Genomic DNA, 17,775 nt, shown 5'->3' on the forward strand with positions numbered 1-17,775 from the left:
TCAAGGCTCGTTAACCACTCGGCCCTGGTGATCGCCGACGCGACATTTTTCGATCGACCGAAGCCTGGGGAAAGGGCGGCCTGTTGCAACCTCCATCAACCCGTGGCTCGACGGCGCCGAAAATGCCGAAAGCTGGTGACAGGATGAAACGCTTCGGTTAATGCGGGGCCGGTTGCGGCGGACCGTCGGCCGCAGCTCTCGCAACGATCGTCACATCAGGAAAACGGCATGGCGGATTCGCCTGACATCATCGGCTCGCTCGCGGATTTGTCGGGAGCCTACTCGGCCATCCTGTGCGATGTCTGGGGCGTGATCCACAATGGCGAATGGCATTTCCCGGCGGCTACCGAGGCGCTTGCCGCTGCGCGTGCTGCGAAGGTTCCGGTTGTTCTGATCACCAATTCACCGCGCCGAAATGCCGATGTGGTGGCGCAGATGAATGCGATCGGCGTTCCCACCGTTGCCTACGACCGTGTCGTCACGTCAGGCGATGTGACCCGCGACCTCATCGCCGACGGCCCGCGAAAAATCTTCCATATCGGCGCCGACCGCGACTTCACCCTCTATGACGGTCTCGACGTCGATCTTGTCGAAGAGTTCGAGGCCTCCGGCGTCGTCTGCACCGGGCTGTTCGACGACGAGGTGGAAACACCTGAGGATTACGCCGAACTGCTGCGCCGGGTACGCGCCAGGAACCTGCCTTTCATCTGCGCCAATCCCGACATCGTGGTCGAGCGCGGCGAGCGCATGATCTGGTGTGCGGGCGCACTGGCGCGCGACTATGCCCAGCTCGGCGGCCGCACACTGATTGCCGGAAAACCCTATGCGCCGGTCTATGACGCAGCAATGCGGGAGGTCGCCTTGCTTCTTGGCCGTAACGTCGAGCGCTCGGAGGTGCTGGCCATCGGCGACGGCATGATGACCGACGTCAAGGGCGCCGCCGACAATGGGATTGACGTGCTTTACGTCTCTGGCGGCATTCACGCACGCGACTATGGCGATCCCATGCAGCCGGACCCTGCCAGGCTTGCAGCCTTTCTGCAAAAGCACGGCTACCGGCCGGTCGCGGTCATTCCGAGACTGCGGTAGGGTCGCTTCCATGAGCGCAGCCTTCGAGCATATTTCCGCGACCGCGCCGCTGCCGGCGCATTTGCGTGGCGGCGTGGTGGCGATCGGCAATTTCGACGGCGTTCATCGCGGCCACCAGGCGGTGCTCGAACGCGCGCTTGGCGAAGCCAGGCGGCGCGGCGTGCCGGCACTGGTGCTGACGTTCGAGCCGCATCCGCGCAAGGTGTTCAGGCCCGATATGCCGCTGTTCGTGCTGACGCCGCCGCCGATGAAGGCGCGGTTGTTGTCGCGTCTGGGCTTTGCAGCACTCGTCGAGCAGCCATTCACGCGCGCCTTTGCCGGCCTGTCGGCCGAGGCGTTCGTGACTGATGTGCTGGAGACGAACCTCGGCATCACCCATGCCGTCACCGGCTTCGATTTCCACTTCGGCAAGGACCGGCAAGGCGGCCCGGCCTTTCTGATGGCGGCGGGCGAGCGCCACGGTTTCGGCGTCACCCTGGTCGACGCTTTTCGTGACGAAGGCGCCGAGGTGGTGTCGTCGAGCCGCATCCGCGCCTTGTTATGCGAGGGCGTAGTCGCCGAGGCCGCCGGCCTGCTTGGCTACCGCTTCACCGTCGAGAGCGAAGTCATCGGTGGCCAGCAGCTCGGCCGCACGCTCGGCTTCCCGACAGCCAACATGAGGCTTTCTCCGGAAGCGACTCTGAAGGAAGGGATTTATGCCGTCCGCTTCCGCCGCGCCAATGGCACGCTTTACGACGGTGTGGCCAGCTTTGGCCGCCGCCCGACCGTCGACGACAATGGCGCGCCGCTGCTCGAAACCTTTGTCTTCGACTTTTCCGGCGATCTCTATGGCGAGATCTGCGAAGTCTCGTTCTTCGGCTTTTTACGCCCCGAGGTGAAGTTCGACGGGCTCGACGCGCTTGTGGCGCAAATCAAGCGCGACGAGACGGAGGCGCGCGCGCTGCTTGCCGGTGTCAGGCCGCTGTCGCAGCTGGACAGCGCGATCGCTTTTTGAGCTTTCCGGCCGCTTACCTCTTCAAGGCCAGTCCGAGGGCGATGAAGCTCCAGCCCTGGAAGATCAGGTCGATGGCCAGGAACAGGCCGAGTACCCACAGGCTGTTGACTGGCCAGCCCATGGCGATGGTCAGGCCCGCCAGCACGCTGATCAGGCCCGCCGCAACGACCCAGCCCCAGCCATTTTCCGGCCGGTGGCTGTAGCCGACCCAGGCCCTGAGCGCGCCTGAAGCGACCAGCGCAACCGCCAGCAGGAAAGTAAGTACCGTCGATGCCAGCAGCGGATTGTCGAAGGCAAAGAAGCCGGCAACCGCATAGAGCAGGCCGCTGAGCAACCAATAGAAGAAGCGGCTCCAGGTCTTGACGCCGAAGGCATGCACGATCTCGATGATGCCGGCCATCAGCATCAGCCATCCGACGACATAGACCGAGGCGACGGTGGCGATGAACAGATTGCCGAAGGCAATGCCGCCGAAGACGAGCAGCAGGACGCCGAGCGCGACGAACCACCCCCATTTGTCTCGTGTCCGGCCGATCGCGTCTTTCAGGGTGTCACCGTGCAGGGTCATAGCCGCATCTCCTCGGGAGTCGCCGTGCATCAAGCTGCGTGGAGGTTAACGCCGATGGCCTTGCCAGTCCAGCAAGCAGGCTGCCGGCGGCCACACCCAACCATGTTGCATAGGGCCGTTTTGTCGAGGGCCGACCGCTCGCAGCTCAACCGGCGGGTTTACATCGGCAGCCAACGCCCTAGTTTTAGAGTTTCGCGCCGCGCAATTAGTGCGTGGATGATCGAGAACGGGACCATGAACTCTGGTCGGTCCCTCAAAAACTCCCAAAGGATGACTGCCATGACACAGGCCAAGAATGGCGACACCGTGCGCATCAATTATACTGGACGTCTGGCCGACGGCACTCAATTCGATGCTTCCGGCCGCGAACCGCTGCAATTCACGCTGGGGGAAGGGCAAGTGATCCCCGGCCTTGAAACGCATGTGGAGGGCATGGAGGTCGGCGCGAAAAGCACCGTCACTGTACCCGCCGAAGCCGCCTATGGTCCCCACCGCCCCGAAGCGGTCATGACCATCGACCGCGCCCGCGTGCCAGATAACATCAACGTCGATGTCGGTACTCGATTGCAGGTCAGAACCCGCGATGGGAGCCCCATGCCGGTGACGGTGGTCGACGTGAACGACGCCAGCGTCAAGCTCGACGGCAATCATCCTTTGGCCGGAAAGGATCTGGTGTTCGACGTTGAATTGGTCGAGATCGTCCAGGCTGCGTAGGCTTGCAGTGACTTCAAAAGGGACTCCCGCCATCCCTTGACGAATAACCGACTATTTGACCTTCAGCGTGTCCAACCAGCTGGTGACACGCTCGATGGTCTGGCGCTCTTGCGGCGCCTGCATCGAGAAGCCTTCCGTCAGGCGCGCCCGAGGGGCGTGGCTGGCCAGAATAGTCTGGCTGTTGCCGAGCCCGAAGCCGCCATGCGTGACAAACGGAATGATAGTCCTACCCGCAAGGTCGTGGACCGCCAGGAAAGTGCGGATTACAGGCGGCGCGGTTTCACCCCAGATGGGAAAGCCCAGAAACACCCTCGCATAGGTCGCGGTGGCCGGGAGTTGGGCTTTGAGTGGCGGTAGGTCGCCAGGATCGCGCTCCAGTGCGTGCTGCGTTCATGGCGCAAAACGGTCCGGGTTAAAACAATCACCGGCGGCAATGTTACTGATTTTAAGTCAAATTTTACCGAACCGGCGCCATGGCTTAAGCACCGCCGGGTGTTCATGCCGGCGCCTTTCGCGTAAGGGGTGACGATGCGTATTGTCCGGACGATTCCACTGCTTCTCGCCTCCGGGCTGCTCACGGTATCTGCCGCCAATGCGGGCGAGGGCACCTTCGGCTGGCTGTCCGGCGATTGGTATCTGACGCTTGGCGCCACCGGCATGGTCGCGCCGAAATTCGAGGGCTCCAACAGCCTTCTGCTCAGCGCTACGCCGATCATCTCGCTGGGCAAGGTCGGCCCCGCTGTCCGCTTCACCTCGCGCAATGACAATATTTCGCTGGCGCTGGTCGACGATGGCGGCGTCCGCGCCGGCCTGACCGGAAAGTTCCTGTTTTCGCGCAGCAGCAAGGATGAGCTGAAAGGGCTGGATCCCGTGCGTTGGGGTGGTGAAGTCGGCGGTTTCTTCGAATTCTACCCGACGGACTGGCTGCGCGCCCGCGCCGAACTGCGTCACGGTATCCGTGCCCATGACGGCTTTGTCGCCGACATTGCCGCCGATGCCTTCCACGATATCACGCCGACGGTCAGGATTTCGGGCGGCCCGCGCGTGTCCTTTGCCTCGTCGGGCTATTTCGACTCCTACTACGGCGTCAACGCCAAGGAGGCCGCCGCCTCGGGCCTCGGCGAATACCATCCAGGCGGTGGCTTGAAATCGACCGGCCTCGGCGGCGCCATCACCTGGAAGGTTACGGAGCCGATGACCGCCAGCCTGTTCGGCGAATATGCGCGCCTGATGGGCCCGGCCGCCGATTCCAGCCTGGTCAAGGAGCGCGGCCAGCGCGACCAATTCACGGTCGGCGTCTCGACCACCTACCGTTTCAACTTTTCAATGTAGGCGATTTACGCGCTTTATTCCTGCCGTGGCTTCGGCTAAAAGCCCAGCCATGACCAGCTTTTCGCGCCTTTTCGCGATTGCGATACGAATTACAGGCCCGGTGTTCCGGGTGGCCTGAGCGCCGCCGGAGCCGCCGGGAGTTTCTGCGCGCCCCCTCGCGCTTTTTCCATAAGATGATAGTTCAACGCCCGAGCTTCGATGCCGCCGGGCAATGCATATGGCAGACCAATGACCGACACTGTTGAAACGATCGACTATTCCAAGACGCTTTATCTGCCGCAGACGGATTTCCCGATGCGCGCCGGCTTGCCGGAGAAGGAACCGCTGCTGGTCAAGCGCTGGCAGGACATGGACCTTTATCGCAAGCTGCGCGAGGAGGCCGCCGGCCGCGAAAAATACGTTCTGCATGATGGCCCGCCCTATGCCAACGGCAACATCCATATCGGCCATGCGCTGAACAAGATCCTCAAGGACGTCATCACCCGCTCGTTCCAGATGCGCGGCTATGACTCCAACTATGTGCCGGGCTGGGACTGCCACGGCCTGCCGATCGAATGGAAGATCGAGGAGCAATACCGCGCCAAGGGCAAGAACAAGGACGAGGTGCCTGTCAACGAATTCCGCAAGGAATGCCGTGACTTCGCCGCGCACTGGATCTCGGTCCAGGGCAGCGAGTTCCAGCGCCTCGGCGTCGTCGGCGATTTCGACAATCCCTATACGACAATGGCTTTCCACGCGGAGTCGCGCATCGCCGGCGAACTGCTGAAGTTCGCCATGTCGGGCCAGCTCTACCGCGGCTCCAAGCCGGTGATGTGGAGCGTGGTCGAGCGCACGGCGCTGGCCGAGGCCGAGGTCGAGTACCAGGACTATGAGAGCGACATGATCTGGGTGAAATTCCCGGTCGCAAGCCTTGCCCGCCCGGTTTCCGGCGCTGAAGGTGAACAGCCTGCGGCATTGTCCGAATCCTCGCTGGACCTGCTCGAAGCCCATGTCGTGATCTGGACGACGACGCCCTGGACCATCCCCGGCAACCGCGCCGTCAGCTATTCGCCGCGCGTCGCCTATGGGCTCTATGAAGTCACGGCGGCGGAGAACGCTTTCGGCCCGCAGCCCGGTGAAAAGCTGATCTTTGCCGACGCACTCGCCGAAGACTCGGCGGTCAAGGCCAAGATCACCTTGAATCGCCTTCACAACGTTTCGGCAGAACAGCTTGAAAGCCTTACGCTTTCGCATCCTTTCAGGGGATTTGGCGGCGGTTATGAATACCCTGTGCCGATGATCGCCGGCGAGCATGTCACCGACGATGCCGGCACCGGCTTCGTGCATACCGCGCCGAGCCACGGCCGCGAGGATTTCGACGCCTGGACGGATGCGGTGGCCGAGCTGCTCAAGCGCGGCATCGACACGGCGATCCCGTTCCCTGTCGACGATGCCGGCTTCTTCACCCGGGATGCGCCGGGCTTTGGCCCGGACCGCGAGGGTGGGGCGGCGCGCGTCATCGACGACAATGGCAAGAAGGGCAATGCCAACCAGGCGGTCATCGACGAACTGATCAAGCGCAACGCGCTGTTCGCGCGCGGCCGGCTGAAGCACTCCTATCCGCATTCCTGGCGCTCGAAGAAGCCGATCATCTTCCGCAACACGCCGCAATGGTTCGTCTATATGGACAAGGACCTCGGCGACGGCACGACGCTGCGCAGCCGCGCGCTGAAGGCCATCGACGATACGCGCTTCGTGCCGGCGGCCGGCCAGAACCGCATCCGCGCCATGATCGAGGAGCGCCCCGACTGGGTGCTGTCGCGCCAGCGCGCCTGGGGCGTCCCGATCGCCGTCTTTGCCGACGAGGACGGCAATGTGCTGAAGGACGAAGCCGTCAACCAGCGCATCATGGATGCTTTCGAACAGGAAGGCGCCGACGCCTGGTTCGCGGAGGGCGCTATGGAGCGTTTTCTGGGCAATCACGATGCCTCCAAATGGAAGCAGGTGATGGACATCCTCGACGTCTGGTTCGATTCGGGCTCGACGCATGTCTTTACGCTGGAAGACCGTCCGGACCTCAAATGGCCGGCCGACGTCTATCTCGAAGGCTCCGACCAGCACCGCGGCTGGTTCCACTCCTCGCTGCTCGAAAGCTGCGGCACCAGGGGCAGGGCGCCCTACGACACCGTCGTCACCCATGGCTTCACCATGGATGAGGAGGGGCGCAAAATGTCGAAGTCGCTCGGCAACACCGTCGTGCCGCAGGAAGTCATCAAGCAGTCCGGCGCCGATATCCTTCGGCTGTGGGTGGTGACGACCGACTATTGGGAAGACCAGCGGCTCGGCAAGAACGTGCTGCAGACCAACATCGACGCCTACCGCAAGCTCCGCAACACCATCCGCTGGATGCTGGGCACGCTCGCCCATGACGATGGCGAAGAGGTGCCGCTGGAGAAGATGCCTGAGCTGGAGCGGCTGATGCTGCACCGGCTGGCTGAGCTCGATGAGGTCGTGCGCTCGGGCTACGACGCGTTCGAGTTCAAGCGCATCACCCGCACTTTGCTCGACTTCATGGTGGTCGAGCTGTCGGCCTTCTATTTCGACATCAGGAAGGACGCGCTCTATTGCGACGGGCCTGCCAGCGTGAAGCGCAAAGCCTCGGTGCAAGTGGTGCGCCACCTCTTCGACTGCTTGGTGAAATGGCTGGCGCCGATGCTGCCCTTCACCACGGAAGAAGCCTGGCTCGACCGTCATCCCGATGCGGTTTCATTGCATCTCGACCAATTCCCTGAGATTCCGGCCAACTGGAAGAGCGAGGCGCTGGCGGAGAAATGGCGCAAGGTGCGGCAGGTCCGCCGTGTCGTTACCGGCGCCCTTGAGATCGCCCGGGCCCAGAAGGTCATCGGCTCATCGCTGGAAGCGGTACCGGTCGTGACTCTCGACGATGCCGCGCTTGAAGCCGCAATCGCCGATGTCGACATGGCCGAAATGGCGATCACCAGCGATCTCGTCATCGCCCATGGCAAGGCGCCAGAAAGCGCCTTTGCGCTCGACGATGTCAAAGGTGTCGCTGTGGTGGTCGAAAAGGCCGAGGATCGTGGCCTGGTCAAATGCGCGCGCTCGTGGCGCTACACGGCGGATGTCGGGCAGGACGCCGAGTTCCCCGATGTTTCGGCCCGCGATGCCGCGGTGCTGCATGAGCTGCAGGCGCTAGGACGTTTGTGAGTCCATAAGCCGGTGCACAAAAGCCACGCCGCGTGGGCGAAAACCGCCCGCGCGTTGCCCTTAACGAGTGGTTGAGGTAAACACGCGAAACTCCGGAAGACAAATTGTCGCCGGATTTCCGTCGCAAGAGCGTGGACGATGGGGACCGGACCTTTGGCCGGTGACGATCGAGAGGCTGTCTATAGTGGGACTTTTTAGCATGACCGACAGAACTTCCGTGCGCGTTGCGCTGCTGGCGCCGCTTGTCGCGTCCGGCCTCGCTCTGTCCGGCTGCATGAGTTCGCCCACCTACGGCACCGACAAGACGGCTGGCGAGCAGCTTGTCGGCGACCTGTCCGGCGCCTTCGCGGTCTCGCCAAAGCGCAAGCAACAGATCGACTACAAGCCGCGTCCGGAGCTGGTAAAGCCCGCACCGGGGCAGAAGGAAGCGCTGCCGGCACCGCAGGAAAGCATCGAGACGGCGAGCACCGATTGGCCCGAATCGCCCGAGCAGCGCCGCGCCCGCCTGCGTGCAGACGCCACCGCCCACCAGGATGATCCGTCCTATCAGTCACAGATCGTCGACGATGTGCAGACCGATCCGGCCGCGGTGAAGAAGGCGATGGCGGATTCAGCTTCGAGCCACCCGCCGCGTTGGTCGCCGGCGGATTCGGACAAGGGTCGCGCCGCCGAGATCCAGCGCCGCACGGCAGAGGGCAAGCAGGGCGATCCCAACAGCCGCAAATATCTGAGCGAGCCGCCTCTGGCCTATCGCGCTGCCGCCGACACCGCGCCTCAGGGCGAGCTCGGCGAGGATGAATACAAGAAGGAACGCCGCCTCAAGAAGGAGGCTGCCGCCAAGAGCAAGAGCGGCGGGCTCTTCGACTGGCTGCCCTCCTGGTAAGAGACCGCTTGGAAATTCTACTCTGGCGGCCATCTGATGGCGTTTTCTGCGCTTCCGGTGCTCACGGACCCAAATGTCCGCTGCGCTCCGGTTCTCGAAACCACCACCATATGACTCACCCGAGCGAATTTCGAAGCAGTCTCTGGCGCTCTACGGTTCCCGCCTTTCCCTGAAGAATTCCTTGAGCAGCGAGGCTGCATCGGTCTCGGCGATGCCCGGATAGATATCGGGCGTATGGTGGCAGGTCGGGGAGGCGAAGAAGCGCACGCCGTTGACCACCGCGCCGCCCTTCTCGTCAGCCGCGCCGAAATAGAGCCGGCGCAACCTGGCGAAGGAAATGGCGCCGGCGCACATGGCGCAGGGCTCCAGCGTCACATAAAGGTCGTGGCCGATCAGCCGCTCGCTGGAGAGCTTCTGGCAGGCCGCGCGTATCGCCAGCATTTCGGCATGCGCCGTCGGATCGGCAAGTTCGCGGGTGCGGTTGCCGGCGGATGCCACAACCGTATCGCCGCTGGCGATGACGGCGCCGACGGGAACTTCGCCACGCAAGGCGGCGGCTTTCGCCTCTTTCAGCGCCAGCGCCATGAAATCCGGCCGCTTCACGCGGTTTCCATCCTGATTATCTCCTCGCCACTTAGCGGTGATCCTGTTATGGAGCGCGTCAACCCGAACGTCGGACTCGATTTTCGGAAATGATCATGCGCCACATCAAAGTGCTATAGCGTTCGTTGCGCGCCCCAAAGGATGCGCCACGCTGTAGCAGCGCAAACGGACAAAGGCCACATGGACGACAACGACAAGAAATCTCCGCGCCACAAAGGCTCGGGTAAAAGTGGCCCGAGAGCCGCGGGGCCGCGCCGCGACAGCGCCGCCGGCAAAGGCGGCAAGCCTTCCTTCGGGGCCAAGAAGCCTTACTCACCGCGCGGCGCCCGGCCGGCAGCGGCTGAAGGCGAGCGGCCGAAGCGCGACTTCAAGAGCGGCGACCGGCCGTTCAGCAAGGGACCACGCCCGGAAGGCAAGCCTTTCGAAAAGCGCGAAGGTCCGCGCAAGCCCTATGCGCCGCGTGGCGACCGCCCGATGACGGCCGAGGGCGAGCGCAAGCCGTATGAAAAGCGCGAAGGGCCGCGCAAACCCTACGCACCGCGTGGCGATCGCCCTATGGCGGCCGAGGGTGAACGCAAGCCGTATGAAAAGCGCGAAGGGCCGCGCAAGCCCTATGCGCCGCGCGGCGACCGGCCGATGGCGGCCGATGGCGAGCGGCCGAAGCGCGACTTCAAGAGCGGCGACCGGCCGTTCAGCAAAGGGCCGCGTCCCGAGGGCAAGCCCTATGAGAAGCGCGAAGGTCCGCGCAAGCCCTACGCACCGCGCGGTGATCGGCCAGCTTCCGCCGAAGGCGAAAAGCGTTTCGACCGGCCAAAGCGCGATTTTGGCGATCGCCCGCAGCGTGACTTCAGCGATCGTCCCAAGCGTGACTTCGCGGATCGCCCCAAGCGCGATTTCGGCGGTGACCGGCCGCAAGGTGCATCTGGCGGCGGCTTCAAGCCGCGCCCGCGCGCCGCGGAGACTGAAGAAGCAGGCGAGCGCATTGCCAAGCGGCTGGCCCGCGCCGGCCTTGCTTCGCGGCGCGATGCCGAGGACCTGATCGCGGCGGGCCGCGTCAAGGTCAACAACCGGGCTTTGACCTCACCGGCCTTCAACGTCATGCCCGGCGACATCATCCATCTCGACGGCATGGAAATCCCGCCGATCGAGCGCACAAGGCTGTTCCTGTTCCACAAGCCGGCCGGGGTTGTCACCACCAACCGCGACCCCGAGGGGCGCAAGACAGTGTTCGACGTGCTGCCGGCCGAGTTGCCGCGGCTGATGACCATCGGCCGCCTCGACATCAACACCGAGGGCCTGCTGCTGCTCACCAATGATGGCGGGCTGTCGCGCGTGCTCGAACTGCCTGCCACCGGCTGGCTGCGCCGTTACCGCGTGCGTGTTCATGGCAAGGTCGAGGAAAGCGTGCTCGCAGGCCTGCGTGAAGGCATTGCCGTCGACGGCGTCTTCTACGGCGCCATCGAGGCGACGCTCGACCGTGAGCAAGGCACGAACGCCTGGCTGACGATCGGCCTGCGCGAAGGCAAGAATCGGGAAGTGAAGAACATCCTGGGCTCCCTCGGCCTCGACGTGACTCGGCTGATCCGCATCTCCTACGGGCCGTTCCAGCTCGACGACCTCGCCGAAGGCCATGTGCTGGAAATCAAGGGCCGCGTCTTGCGCGACCAGCTCGGCGAACGCCTGGTCGAGGAATCCGGCGCCAATTTCGAGGCCGAGATCATCAAGCCGTTCTCCAACCAGCCGGTGCGGCGTGAGCGCGAAGTGGAGCCGGAACGGCCGAAATTCACCCGCGAGGGCGATCGCCGACCGATCGGCGAAGGCGGTCTGATCAAGAACCGCAAGCGCCGGGAAGGCAGCCGCGACGAGGCGCTTGGCAAGCTGTCGACCAGCCCCGAACGCGACGCTTCGCCGGCAAAGAGCTTTGGCGAACGTGGCGCGAGGCCCGAGCGAAGCGAGTTTCGTGACAAGCCACGTGGCGATTTCGGCGATAAGCCGCGCGGTGGCTTTGGCGACAAGCCACGCGGCGGCAAGAAACCCGAGCGCGAGCAGCGGCCGATCGAGCCGCCGGGCCAGCGCAAGGCCAATGTCTGGATGGCACCGGGCGCACGTCCGATCGGCAAGGGCAGGGCGGAAGCCGATGCCGCAAAGGCTGCCGACGCCAAGGCGCGCAAGGCCTCGTTCAAGCCATCCTATGGCAAGCCGGCTGGCGCCAAGCCGTTCGGCAAGCCACGCGGCGAGCGTCCGGATGGCGGTCGGGGCGGTGAGCGGCCGCGCAATGGTCCCAAGGGTCCCCGGACCAGATGAGAGCCGGACCTAAATGAGACCCGGACTTAAATGAGAATCGTCGGCGGCCAATTTCGCGGGCGTCCGCTGGCGACGCCGCGCGACCATGCCATTCGTCCGACCACCGACCGCGCCCGCGAGGCCGTCTTCAACGTGCTGGCGCACCGCTTCGCCGACAAGCTCGAGGGCGCGCGCGTGCTCGACTTGTTCGCCGGCACCGGCGCGCTCGGCCTCGAAGCGCTGTCGCGCGGCGCCTCCTATGGCGTCTTCATCGAAGAATCGGCGGAAGGACGCGGCCTGATCCGCACCAATGTCGAAGCCTTTGGCCTGACCGGACGCACCAAGATCTTTCGCCGCGATGCGTCGGCCCTGGGTGAGGCCGGTACGCTTGCGGCCTTCGGCCTGATCTTCGCCGATCCGCCCTATGGCAAAGGCCTTGGCGAGCGCGCCTTGCGTTCGGCCAAGGCGGGCGGCTGGCTGCTGCCCGGCGCGATGTGCGTGGTCGAGGAAGCCGCCTCGGCGCCCTTCGAGGTTGGTCCGGGATTCGCTGTGGTCGACGAGCGCAACTACGGCGAGACGGTGGTCCGGTTCATCGAGGCAGGGTAAGGGCGGAGCGATTGGCGCCTTCAAAATGACGCACAATTCACTTTGCCTCCATGGCTAACCTTGCCTATCGTCGCGCGATAACAAACCGGAGCCATCAATGACACTTCATGCTGAATGGCTGCGGAGAGCGTTGCTCGCCACCGCGCTGACCATGGCCGGCCCGGCCCTGGCCGCGGACGACGGCAAGGTGGCGAACTTCCTGCTCGATAACGGCATGGAGGTGGTGGTCATCCCCGATCATCGCGCCCCCATCGTCACCCATATGGTGTGGTACAAGATCGGCAGCGCCGACGAGCCGTCAGGCAAGTCCGGCATCGCGCACTTCTTCGAACATCTGATGTTCAAGGCAACGACCAATCATGCCGCGGGCGAATTCGACCGCGCCATTTCGGACATAGGCGGTTCCAACAACGCCTTCACTTCCTATGACTACACCGCCTTCCATGAGACGGTGACGCCCCCGGCGCTCGAACTGATGATGAGCTTCGAGGCCGATCGCATGCGCAACCTCATCTTGACCGACGAGGTCATCAAGACCGAGCGCGACGTGATCCTGGAAGAGCGCCGTTCGCGCATCGACAGCGATCCGCAGGCCGTGCTCGACGAAGAGGTCGACGCGACGCTCTGGCAGAACCAGCCCTACCGCATTCCGGTGATCGGCTGGATGCAGGAGATGGAACAGCTGAACCGCACCGATGCGGTTGCCTTCTATGACAAATACTACCGGCCCAACAATGCCGTGCTGATCGTTGCCGGCGATGTTGAGCCGGACGCGGTGAAGGCGCTGGCCGAAAAGACCTATGGCAAGGTCGCACGCGGTCCGGATCTGCCGCCGCGCATCCGCCCGGTCGAGCCCGAGCAGAACACCAAGCGCACGGTGACGCTCACCGATGCGCGCGTTTCGGTGCCGAGCTTTTCGACGCAATGGGTGGTTCCGTCCTACCACACGGCAAAACCCGGCGAGGCCGAGGCGCTCGACCTGTTGGGAGAGATCCTTGGCGGCGGCACCCGCAGCCGGCTCTACCAGCAGCTCGTGGTCAAGCAAGGCATCGCATCGGGGACCGGCGCCTTCTTCCAGGGTACCATGCTCGACGCCACCAATTTCACCGTCTATGGCGCGCCGCGCGGCGACGCCAAGCTGAGCGATGTCGAGGCGGCCGTCGACGCCGAGATCGCCCGCATAGTCAAGGACGGCGTCACCGCCGACGAGCTGGACAAGGCCAAGGCCCGCTATATCAGGGCCATGATCTTCGCCCGCGACAAGCAGGACGAGATGGCCAATCTCTACGGCGCCGAGCTCGCAACCGGCGGCAATGTCAAGGATATTGAGGAATGGCCGGACCGCATCCGCAAGGTCACTGCCGACGAGGTCAAGGCGGTCGCCGCACGCTATTTGCTGCTCGACCGTTCGACCACCGGCTATCTCTTGCCGCAGCAACAGGCGGGGAATTGATTTGATGGCGAACCAAGCTGCATTGGCTTCTCCCGTAGCGCGCGCCCTCCCTTCTCCCCTTGTGGGAGAAGGTGGATCGGCGCGGAGCGCCGAGACGGATGAGGGGTGCGTCAAGGATCGCCGTCGTCGCCAAGCTGGAACACCCCTCATCCGACCGAGCTTCGCTCGGCCACCTTCTCCCACAAGGGGAGAAGGGGGAGCCTGGCGGGGAGAAGGCAAAGCCCTCCGCGCCTTCGCCACTTTGTTCCTCTCGATCCTCTTCCTCGTCCTGCCGGCGCTTGCCGCGCGCGCGATGGACATCCAGCAGGTGACCTCCTCCAAGGGGATCAACGCCTGGCTGGTCGAGGATCACTCCATTCCGATCATCGCCATTCGCTTCGTCTTCGATGGTGGCTCGACGCAGGATCCGGCGGGGCGGGAAGGGTTGGTCAATCTGATGACCGGCCTCTTCGACGAGGGCGCCGGCGACCTCGACAGCGAGGCCTTCCAGACCAGGCTTGACGATGCCGGCGCCGAAATGGGCTTCGACGCGGCGCGCGACGGTACCTATGGCTCGATGCGCATGCTGGCCGAGCAGAAGGATGCGGCCTTCGACCTGCTCAGGCTGGCCGTCACCAGCCCGCGCTTCGACCAGGCGCCGATCGACCGCATCCGCTCCCAGATCCTGTCCGGCATCATCGCCAGTGAGCGCGACCCCAACACCGTCGCCCAGACCAAATGGCTGCGCGCCATCTATGGCGACCATCCCTATTCCAGGCCCGACCAGGGCACCAAGGACAGCATCGCCACCATCACGGCGGCGGATCTGGCTGCCTTCCACAAGGCCAATTTCGCCCGCGACGGCCTGCATGTTGCGGTGGTCGGCGATATCGACGCTGCGACGCTGAAACAGAAGCTCGATGATGTGTTCGGCGATCTGCCGGAAAAGCAGCTGCTGCGGCCGGTTGCCGATACCGAGCTGAAACTCGGCCAGCAGCTGGAGGTCGACTACGACCTGCCGCAGACCTCGCTGCAGTTTGCCTATCCCGGCGTGAAGCGCGATGCGCCGGATTTCTTCGCCGCGGTGCTAATGAACCAGATTCTCGGTGGCGGCACCTTCACCTCGCGCCTCTATGACGAGGTGCGCGAAAAGCGCGGCCTGGCCTATAGCGTCGATTCCAACCTGGTCGATCACCAGCACTCCAACGCGCTGATCATCACCACGGCGACGCGTTCGGACCGCGCGGCCGAGACGCTCGGCATCGTCAAGGACGTGGTCAAGAAGATGGCCGGGGAGGGCCCGACCGAGGCCGAACTGGACGCAACCAAGAAATACATGGTCGGCGCCTATGCCATCAGCAATCTGGATTCCTCCAGCGCTATTGCCGCGACGCTTGTGGAGTTGCAGCTCGACAATCTCGGCATCGATTACATGCAGCGCCGTGCGGCGCTGATCAACGGCGTGACGCTCGATCAGGTCAAGGCGGCGGCGAAGAAGCTGCTGACGCCTGAGCCCGCGATCATGAGCATCGGCCCGAAGCTGGAGGCCAAATGACAGGTCCCACCTTCGGCATCGCCTTTGGCGGCGGCGGCGCCCGCGGCCTTGCCCACATCCACATCGTCGAGGCGCTGGACGAGCTCGGCATCAAGCCGGTGGCCATCGCCGGCTCCTCGATCGGCGCCATCATGGGCGCCGGCATGGCCTCGGGCATGAGTGGCAAGGAGATCGAGGACTATGCCCGCTCGATCCTTGGCCGCCGGGCCGAGGTCGCGGCACGCATGTGGCGCTCGCGGCCGGGCACCATCGCCGAGGCCATGCAGGGCGGCATCCGCGTCAGCCAGTTCAACATCGAGCGCATCCTGAAGGCGTTCCTGCCCGAAGCCATCCCCGAAACCTTCGCCGAACTGAAGATCCCGCTCAAGGTGACGGCAACCGATTATTTCGGCCACAAGCTGGCCGTCTTCGACGATGGCGACCTGCATTCAGCTTTGGCGGCGTCGGCCGCCATCCCCGCCGTATTCCGCCCGGTAACGCGCGACGATCGCGTGCTGATCGACGGCGGCATCTACAATCCCGTGCCGTTCGACCTCATCGAAAACGCCGCCGACATCATCATCGCCATCGACGTCGTTGGCGCGCCCAGCGAGGCCGAACGCAAGCACCCGACCACCGTCGACCTGATGTACGGCGCCACGCAATTGATGATGCAGTCGATCATCGCCCACAAGCTGAACCAGCGCCCCCCCGACATATTGATCCGCCCGCCGGTGTCGAAATACCGCGTGCTCGATTTCATGAAGATCGACACGCTGATGGCCGAGACGGAAGAGATCAAGGACGAGCTGAAGCGCGAGGTGGAGCGAGTGGTGGAGGCGCGCGCCAAGGGCAAGCGAGGGAAGAAGGCTGGGTAGGGCGAGCTGCTAATCTCCCCCCATGTGGGGGAGATGGCCGGCAGGCCAGAGGGGGGCGCTGTCCCGCCAGCCTGTCAACGAATCGCTCTTTGTCGCCGTCAGCTTTCTAAGGTTGGAACGTCAAAAGTTCGCGTTCCTTCGCGCCCCCCTCTGCCCTGCCGGGCATCTCCCCCACTTGGGGGGAGATTAGCCAATCATCACGCCTTCCCAGCCGCATACTCCAGCGCCACCACGCCATTGCTGAACGGCATGGCCGAGATCGGCTCCAGCGCCACCGGCATGTCGGACGGAAACAGCTTCTTGCCCGAACCGACGGAGCCGGGGTAGCTCAACAGCCTGACGCGGTCGACCAGGCCGTGGCGCAGCAATTCCTGCGCGACGCTGAGGCTGCCATGCACATAGATGTTGCCGCCGCTGCCTTGCTTCAGCTTGCTCACCGCTTCCGGCAAGGAACCCGTAAGCAATTCCGCCGGCTTCCAGTCCAGTGCCTTCAGGCTGGTCGAGGCCACATATTTCGGCAGCGCGTTGAACCGGTCGGCAAAATCGCCGGTTTCGCTCGGCCATGAGCCAGCAAAGATCTCATAGGTCTTGCGCCCCAACAGCATGGCGCCGCTGTCGGCAAGCTCATCGTCCTTGAACCTTTGCATCTCGTCGTTCCAGGTCACTTTAGGCAGCTTCTCGACCTCGGCAATGCCGTCGACGCTGATGAATTCGGTGACGATAAGTTTTCGCATGGCGTTCTCCTTTCGTCAGAGGATGGATGGCGACGGCCTCATCCGACACACCTCGCAAAAAAGCTCAGCCAATCGGAAGCAGGCGCTGCCTTCGGTCGAATTGACCATGCGCCCTACAAGCTCACAAAAGCCGTAAGCGGCAGATGATCTGAGGCAACCCGCGACAGCGGCGTGTCATGCGCTTCCACCGACGAGACCATGCCGTGCCGGTTGGCCATGATCCTGTCGAGCGCCAGCACCGGCAGGCCTGAGGGAAAGGTCGGCACGGCCGCCGGGGTGAAGCCAAAGGTGGCGTGCAGCGTCTTCAGCGCCGAGCGGTTGCCCAGCCGCCATTCGTTGAGGTCGCCGAGCAGCAAGGTCGGCCTTTCATCCTGGCTGCTCATGATGTCGAGCACGACGCGAGCCTGCTCGGAGCGCGAGCGGCGCAGCAGGCCGAGATGGGCGGCGATGACGCGTAGCGTGCGCGTTTCGTCGAGGTCGATCTCGGCCACCAGCGCGCCGCGCGGCTCCAGTCCGGGCAGCTTGATCTGATGCACGTCGCGCACCGTGCCGCGCTTGAACAACAGCACGTTGCCGCGCCAGCCATGGCCCTTGCCGTTTCCGGAAACCGGCACCGGCACCAGCCCGGTTTCGTGTTCGATGCGGGCAAGATCGAGCAGCCCGGCGCGATCGCCGAAGCGGTTGTCGGCCTCCTGTAAAGCAATGACGTCGGGGCCGATCTCGCGGATGACGCGGGCGGTCCGTTCGGGGTCGAACCTGCGGTCGGTGCCGATGCATTTGTGAACATTGTAGGAGGCGACCACCATCTGGGTGCCGTCGACGCGCTTGCGTGGCGTCGCGTTCGCCTTGCGCGCTTTCCTGCCGCGGATCGACAGGAGCACGGTCTCCGGGAGGCTGCGTCCGTTAATGTCCATTGGCCTG

The 17,775-nt window shown here is 64.1% G+C and carries 16 protein-coding genes; 11 read left to right on the forward strand and 5 right to left on the reverse strand.

Annotated features, from left to right (window positions below):
• The first annotated feature begins 228 nt into the window (after positions 1-228).
• Positions 229-1,089, forward strand: a complete 861-nt coding sequence (locus AC1DYO_RS09630) for a TIGR01459 family HAD-type hydrolase (protein ID WP_181060299.1) — start codon at positions 229-231, stop codon at positions 1,087-1,089.
• 10 nt (positions 1,090-1,099) lie between these two features.
• Positions 1,100-2,083 (forward strand): bifunctional riboflavin kinase/FAD synthetase, encoded by a 984-nt coding sequence (locus tag AC1DYO_RS09635; RefSeq protein WP_477262582.1) that lies wholly within the window; start codon positions 1,100-1,102, stop codon positions 2,081-2,083.
• A 13-nt stretch (positions 2,084-2,096) separates the two neighbouring features.
• On the opposite strand, the gene AC1DYO_RS09640 is transcribed toward AC1DYO_RS09635, so the two are convergent.
• Positions 2,097-2,651: an HdeD family acid-resistance protein gene (locus AC1DYO_RS09640; protein ID WP_477262584.1), complete on the reverse strand. Its 555-nt coding sequence runs from the start codon at positions 2,649-2,651 to the stop codon at positions 2,097-2,099.
• 279 nt (positions 2,652-2,930) lie between these two features.
• On the opposite strand from AC1DYO_RS09640, the gene AC1DYO_RS09645 reads away from it, so the two are divergent.
• Complete coding sequence (locus tag AC1DYO_RS09645) at positions 2,931-3,365, forward strand: FKBP-type peptidyl-prolyl cis-trans isomerase (RefSeq protein WP_181060302.1); 435 nt, start codon at positions 2,931-2,933, stop codon at positions 3,363-3,365.
• A gap of 51 nt (positions 3,366-3,416) precedes the next feature.
• On the opposite strand, the gene AC1DYO_RS09650 is transcribed toward AC1DYO_RS09645, so the two are convergent.
• The gene (locus AC1DYO_RS09650) at positions 3,417-3,743 is read right to left on the reverse strand and encodes a flavodoxin (protein ID WP_477262907.1); all 327 of its coding nucleotides are present in this window, start codon (positions 3,741-3,743) and stop codon (positions 3,417-3,419) included.
• Between the two features lie 150 nt (positions 3,744-3,893).
• Here AC1DYO_RS09650 and AC1DYO_RS09655 point away from each other — a divergent pair, with 150 nt between their 5' ends.
• The 3 genes from AC1DYO_RS09655 (at position 3,894) to AC1DYO_RS09665 (ending at position 8,784) form a co-directional block, all read left to right on the forward strand.
• Positions 3,894-4,697 (forward strand): MipA/OmpV family protein, encoded by an 804-nt coding sequence (locus AC1DYO_RS09655; protein ID WP_477262586.1) that lies wholly within the window; start codon positions 3,894-3,896, stop codon positions 4,695-4,697.
• A 228-nt stretch (positions 4,698-4,925) separates the two neighbouring features.
• Positions 4,926-7,901 carry an isoleucine--tRNA ligase gene (gene ileS, locus AC1DYO_RS09660; protein WP_477262588.1) on the forward strand — a complete coding sequence of 992 codons (2,976 nt, stop codon included), beginning with the start codon at positions 4,926-4,928 and terminating at the stop codon, positions 7,899-7,901.
• Between the two features lie 199 nt (positions 7,902-8,100).
• Entirely contained in the window at positions 8,101-8,784 is a 684-nt protein-coding gene (locus tag AC1DYO_RS09665) for a hypothetical protein (RefSeq protein ID WP_477262590.1), read from the forward strand.
• A gap of 150 nt (positions 8,785-8,934) precedes the next feature.
• Here AC1DYO_RS09665 and AC1DYO_RS09670 read toward each other — a convergent pair whose 3' ends face one another.
• Positions 8,935-9,387 carry a nucleoside deaminase gene (locus AC1DYO_RS09670; RefSeq protein WP_477262592.1) on the reverse strand — a complete coding sequence of 151 codons (453 nt, stop codon included), beginning with the start codon at positions 9,385-9,387 and terminating at the stop codon, positions 8,935-8,937.
• A 180-nt stretch (positions 9,388-9,567) separates the two neighbouring features.
• On the opposite strand from AC1DYO_RS09670, the gene AC1DYO_RS09675 reads away from it, so the two are divergent.
• The 5 genes from AC1DYO_RS09675 to AC1DYO_RS09695 all read left to right on the forward strand — a co-directional run bounded on the left by AC1DYO_RS09675 (position 9,568) and on the right by AC1DYO_RS09695 (position 16,120).
• A complete protein-coding gene (locus tag AC1DYO_RS09675) occupies positions 9,568-11,691 on the forward strand; it encodes a pseudouridine synthase (RefSeq protein ID WP_477262594.1) in 2,124 nt (707 codons plus the stop codon).
• Between the two features lie 30 nt (positions 11,692-11,721).
• Positions 11,722-12,276, forward strand: coding sequence for a 16S rRNA (guanine(966)-N(2))-methyltransferase RsmD (gene rsmD / locus AC1DYO_RS09680; protein WP_477262596.1), 555 nt, complete (start codon positions 11,722-11,724; stop codon positions 12,274-12,276).
• 97 nt (positions 12,277-12,373) lie between these two features.
• Positions 12,374-13,729, forward strand: coding sequence for a M16 family metallopeptidase (locus AC1DYO_RS09685; protein ID WP_477262598.1), 1,356 nt, complete (start codon positions 12,374-12,376; stop codon positions 13,727-13,729).
• Positions 13,730-13,877: 148 nt separating this feature from the next.
• Complete coding sequence (locus AC1DYO_RS09690) at positions 13,878-15,263, forward strand: M16 family metallopeptidase (protein WP_477262909.1); 1,386 nt, start codon at positions 13,878-13,880, stop codon at positions 15,261-15,263.
• Positions 15,260-16,120: a patatin-like phospholipase family protein gene (locus tag AC1DYO_RS09695; protein WP_477262600.1), complete on the forward strand. Its 861-nt coding sequence runs from the start codon at positions 15,260-15,262 to the stop codon at positions 16,118-16,120. The genes AC1DYO_RS09690 and AC1DYO_RS09695 overlap by 4 nt, the downstream gene beginning before the upstream one ends.
• A gap of 197 nt (positions 16,121-16,317) precedes the next feature.
• Here AC1DYO_RS09695 and AC1DYO_RS09700 read toward each other — a convergent pair whose 3' ends face one another.
• Together AC1DYO_RS09700 and AC1DYO_RS09705 are read right to left on the reverse strand one after the other, a co-directional pair.
• Positions 16,318-16,854, reverse strand: a complete 537-nt coding sequence (locus tag AC1DYO_RS09700) for a dihydrofolate reductase family protein (protein ID WP_477262602.1) — start codon at positions 16,852-16,854, stop codon at positions 16,318-16,320.
• Positions 16,855-16,967: 113 nt separating this feature from the next.
• The gene (locus tag AC1DYO_RS09705) at positions 16,968-17,768 is read right to left on the reverse strand and encodes an endonuclease/exonuclease/phosphatase family protein (RefSeq protein WP_477262604.1); all 801 of its coding nucleotides are present in this window, start codon (positions 17,766-17,768) and stop codon (positions 16,968-16,970) included.
• Positions 17,769-17,775: the final 7 nt, after the last annotated feature.

The organism is Mesorhizobium sp. P2_F5, assembly GCF_056403715.1.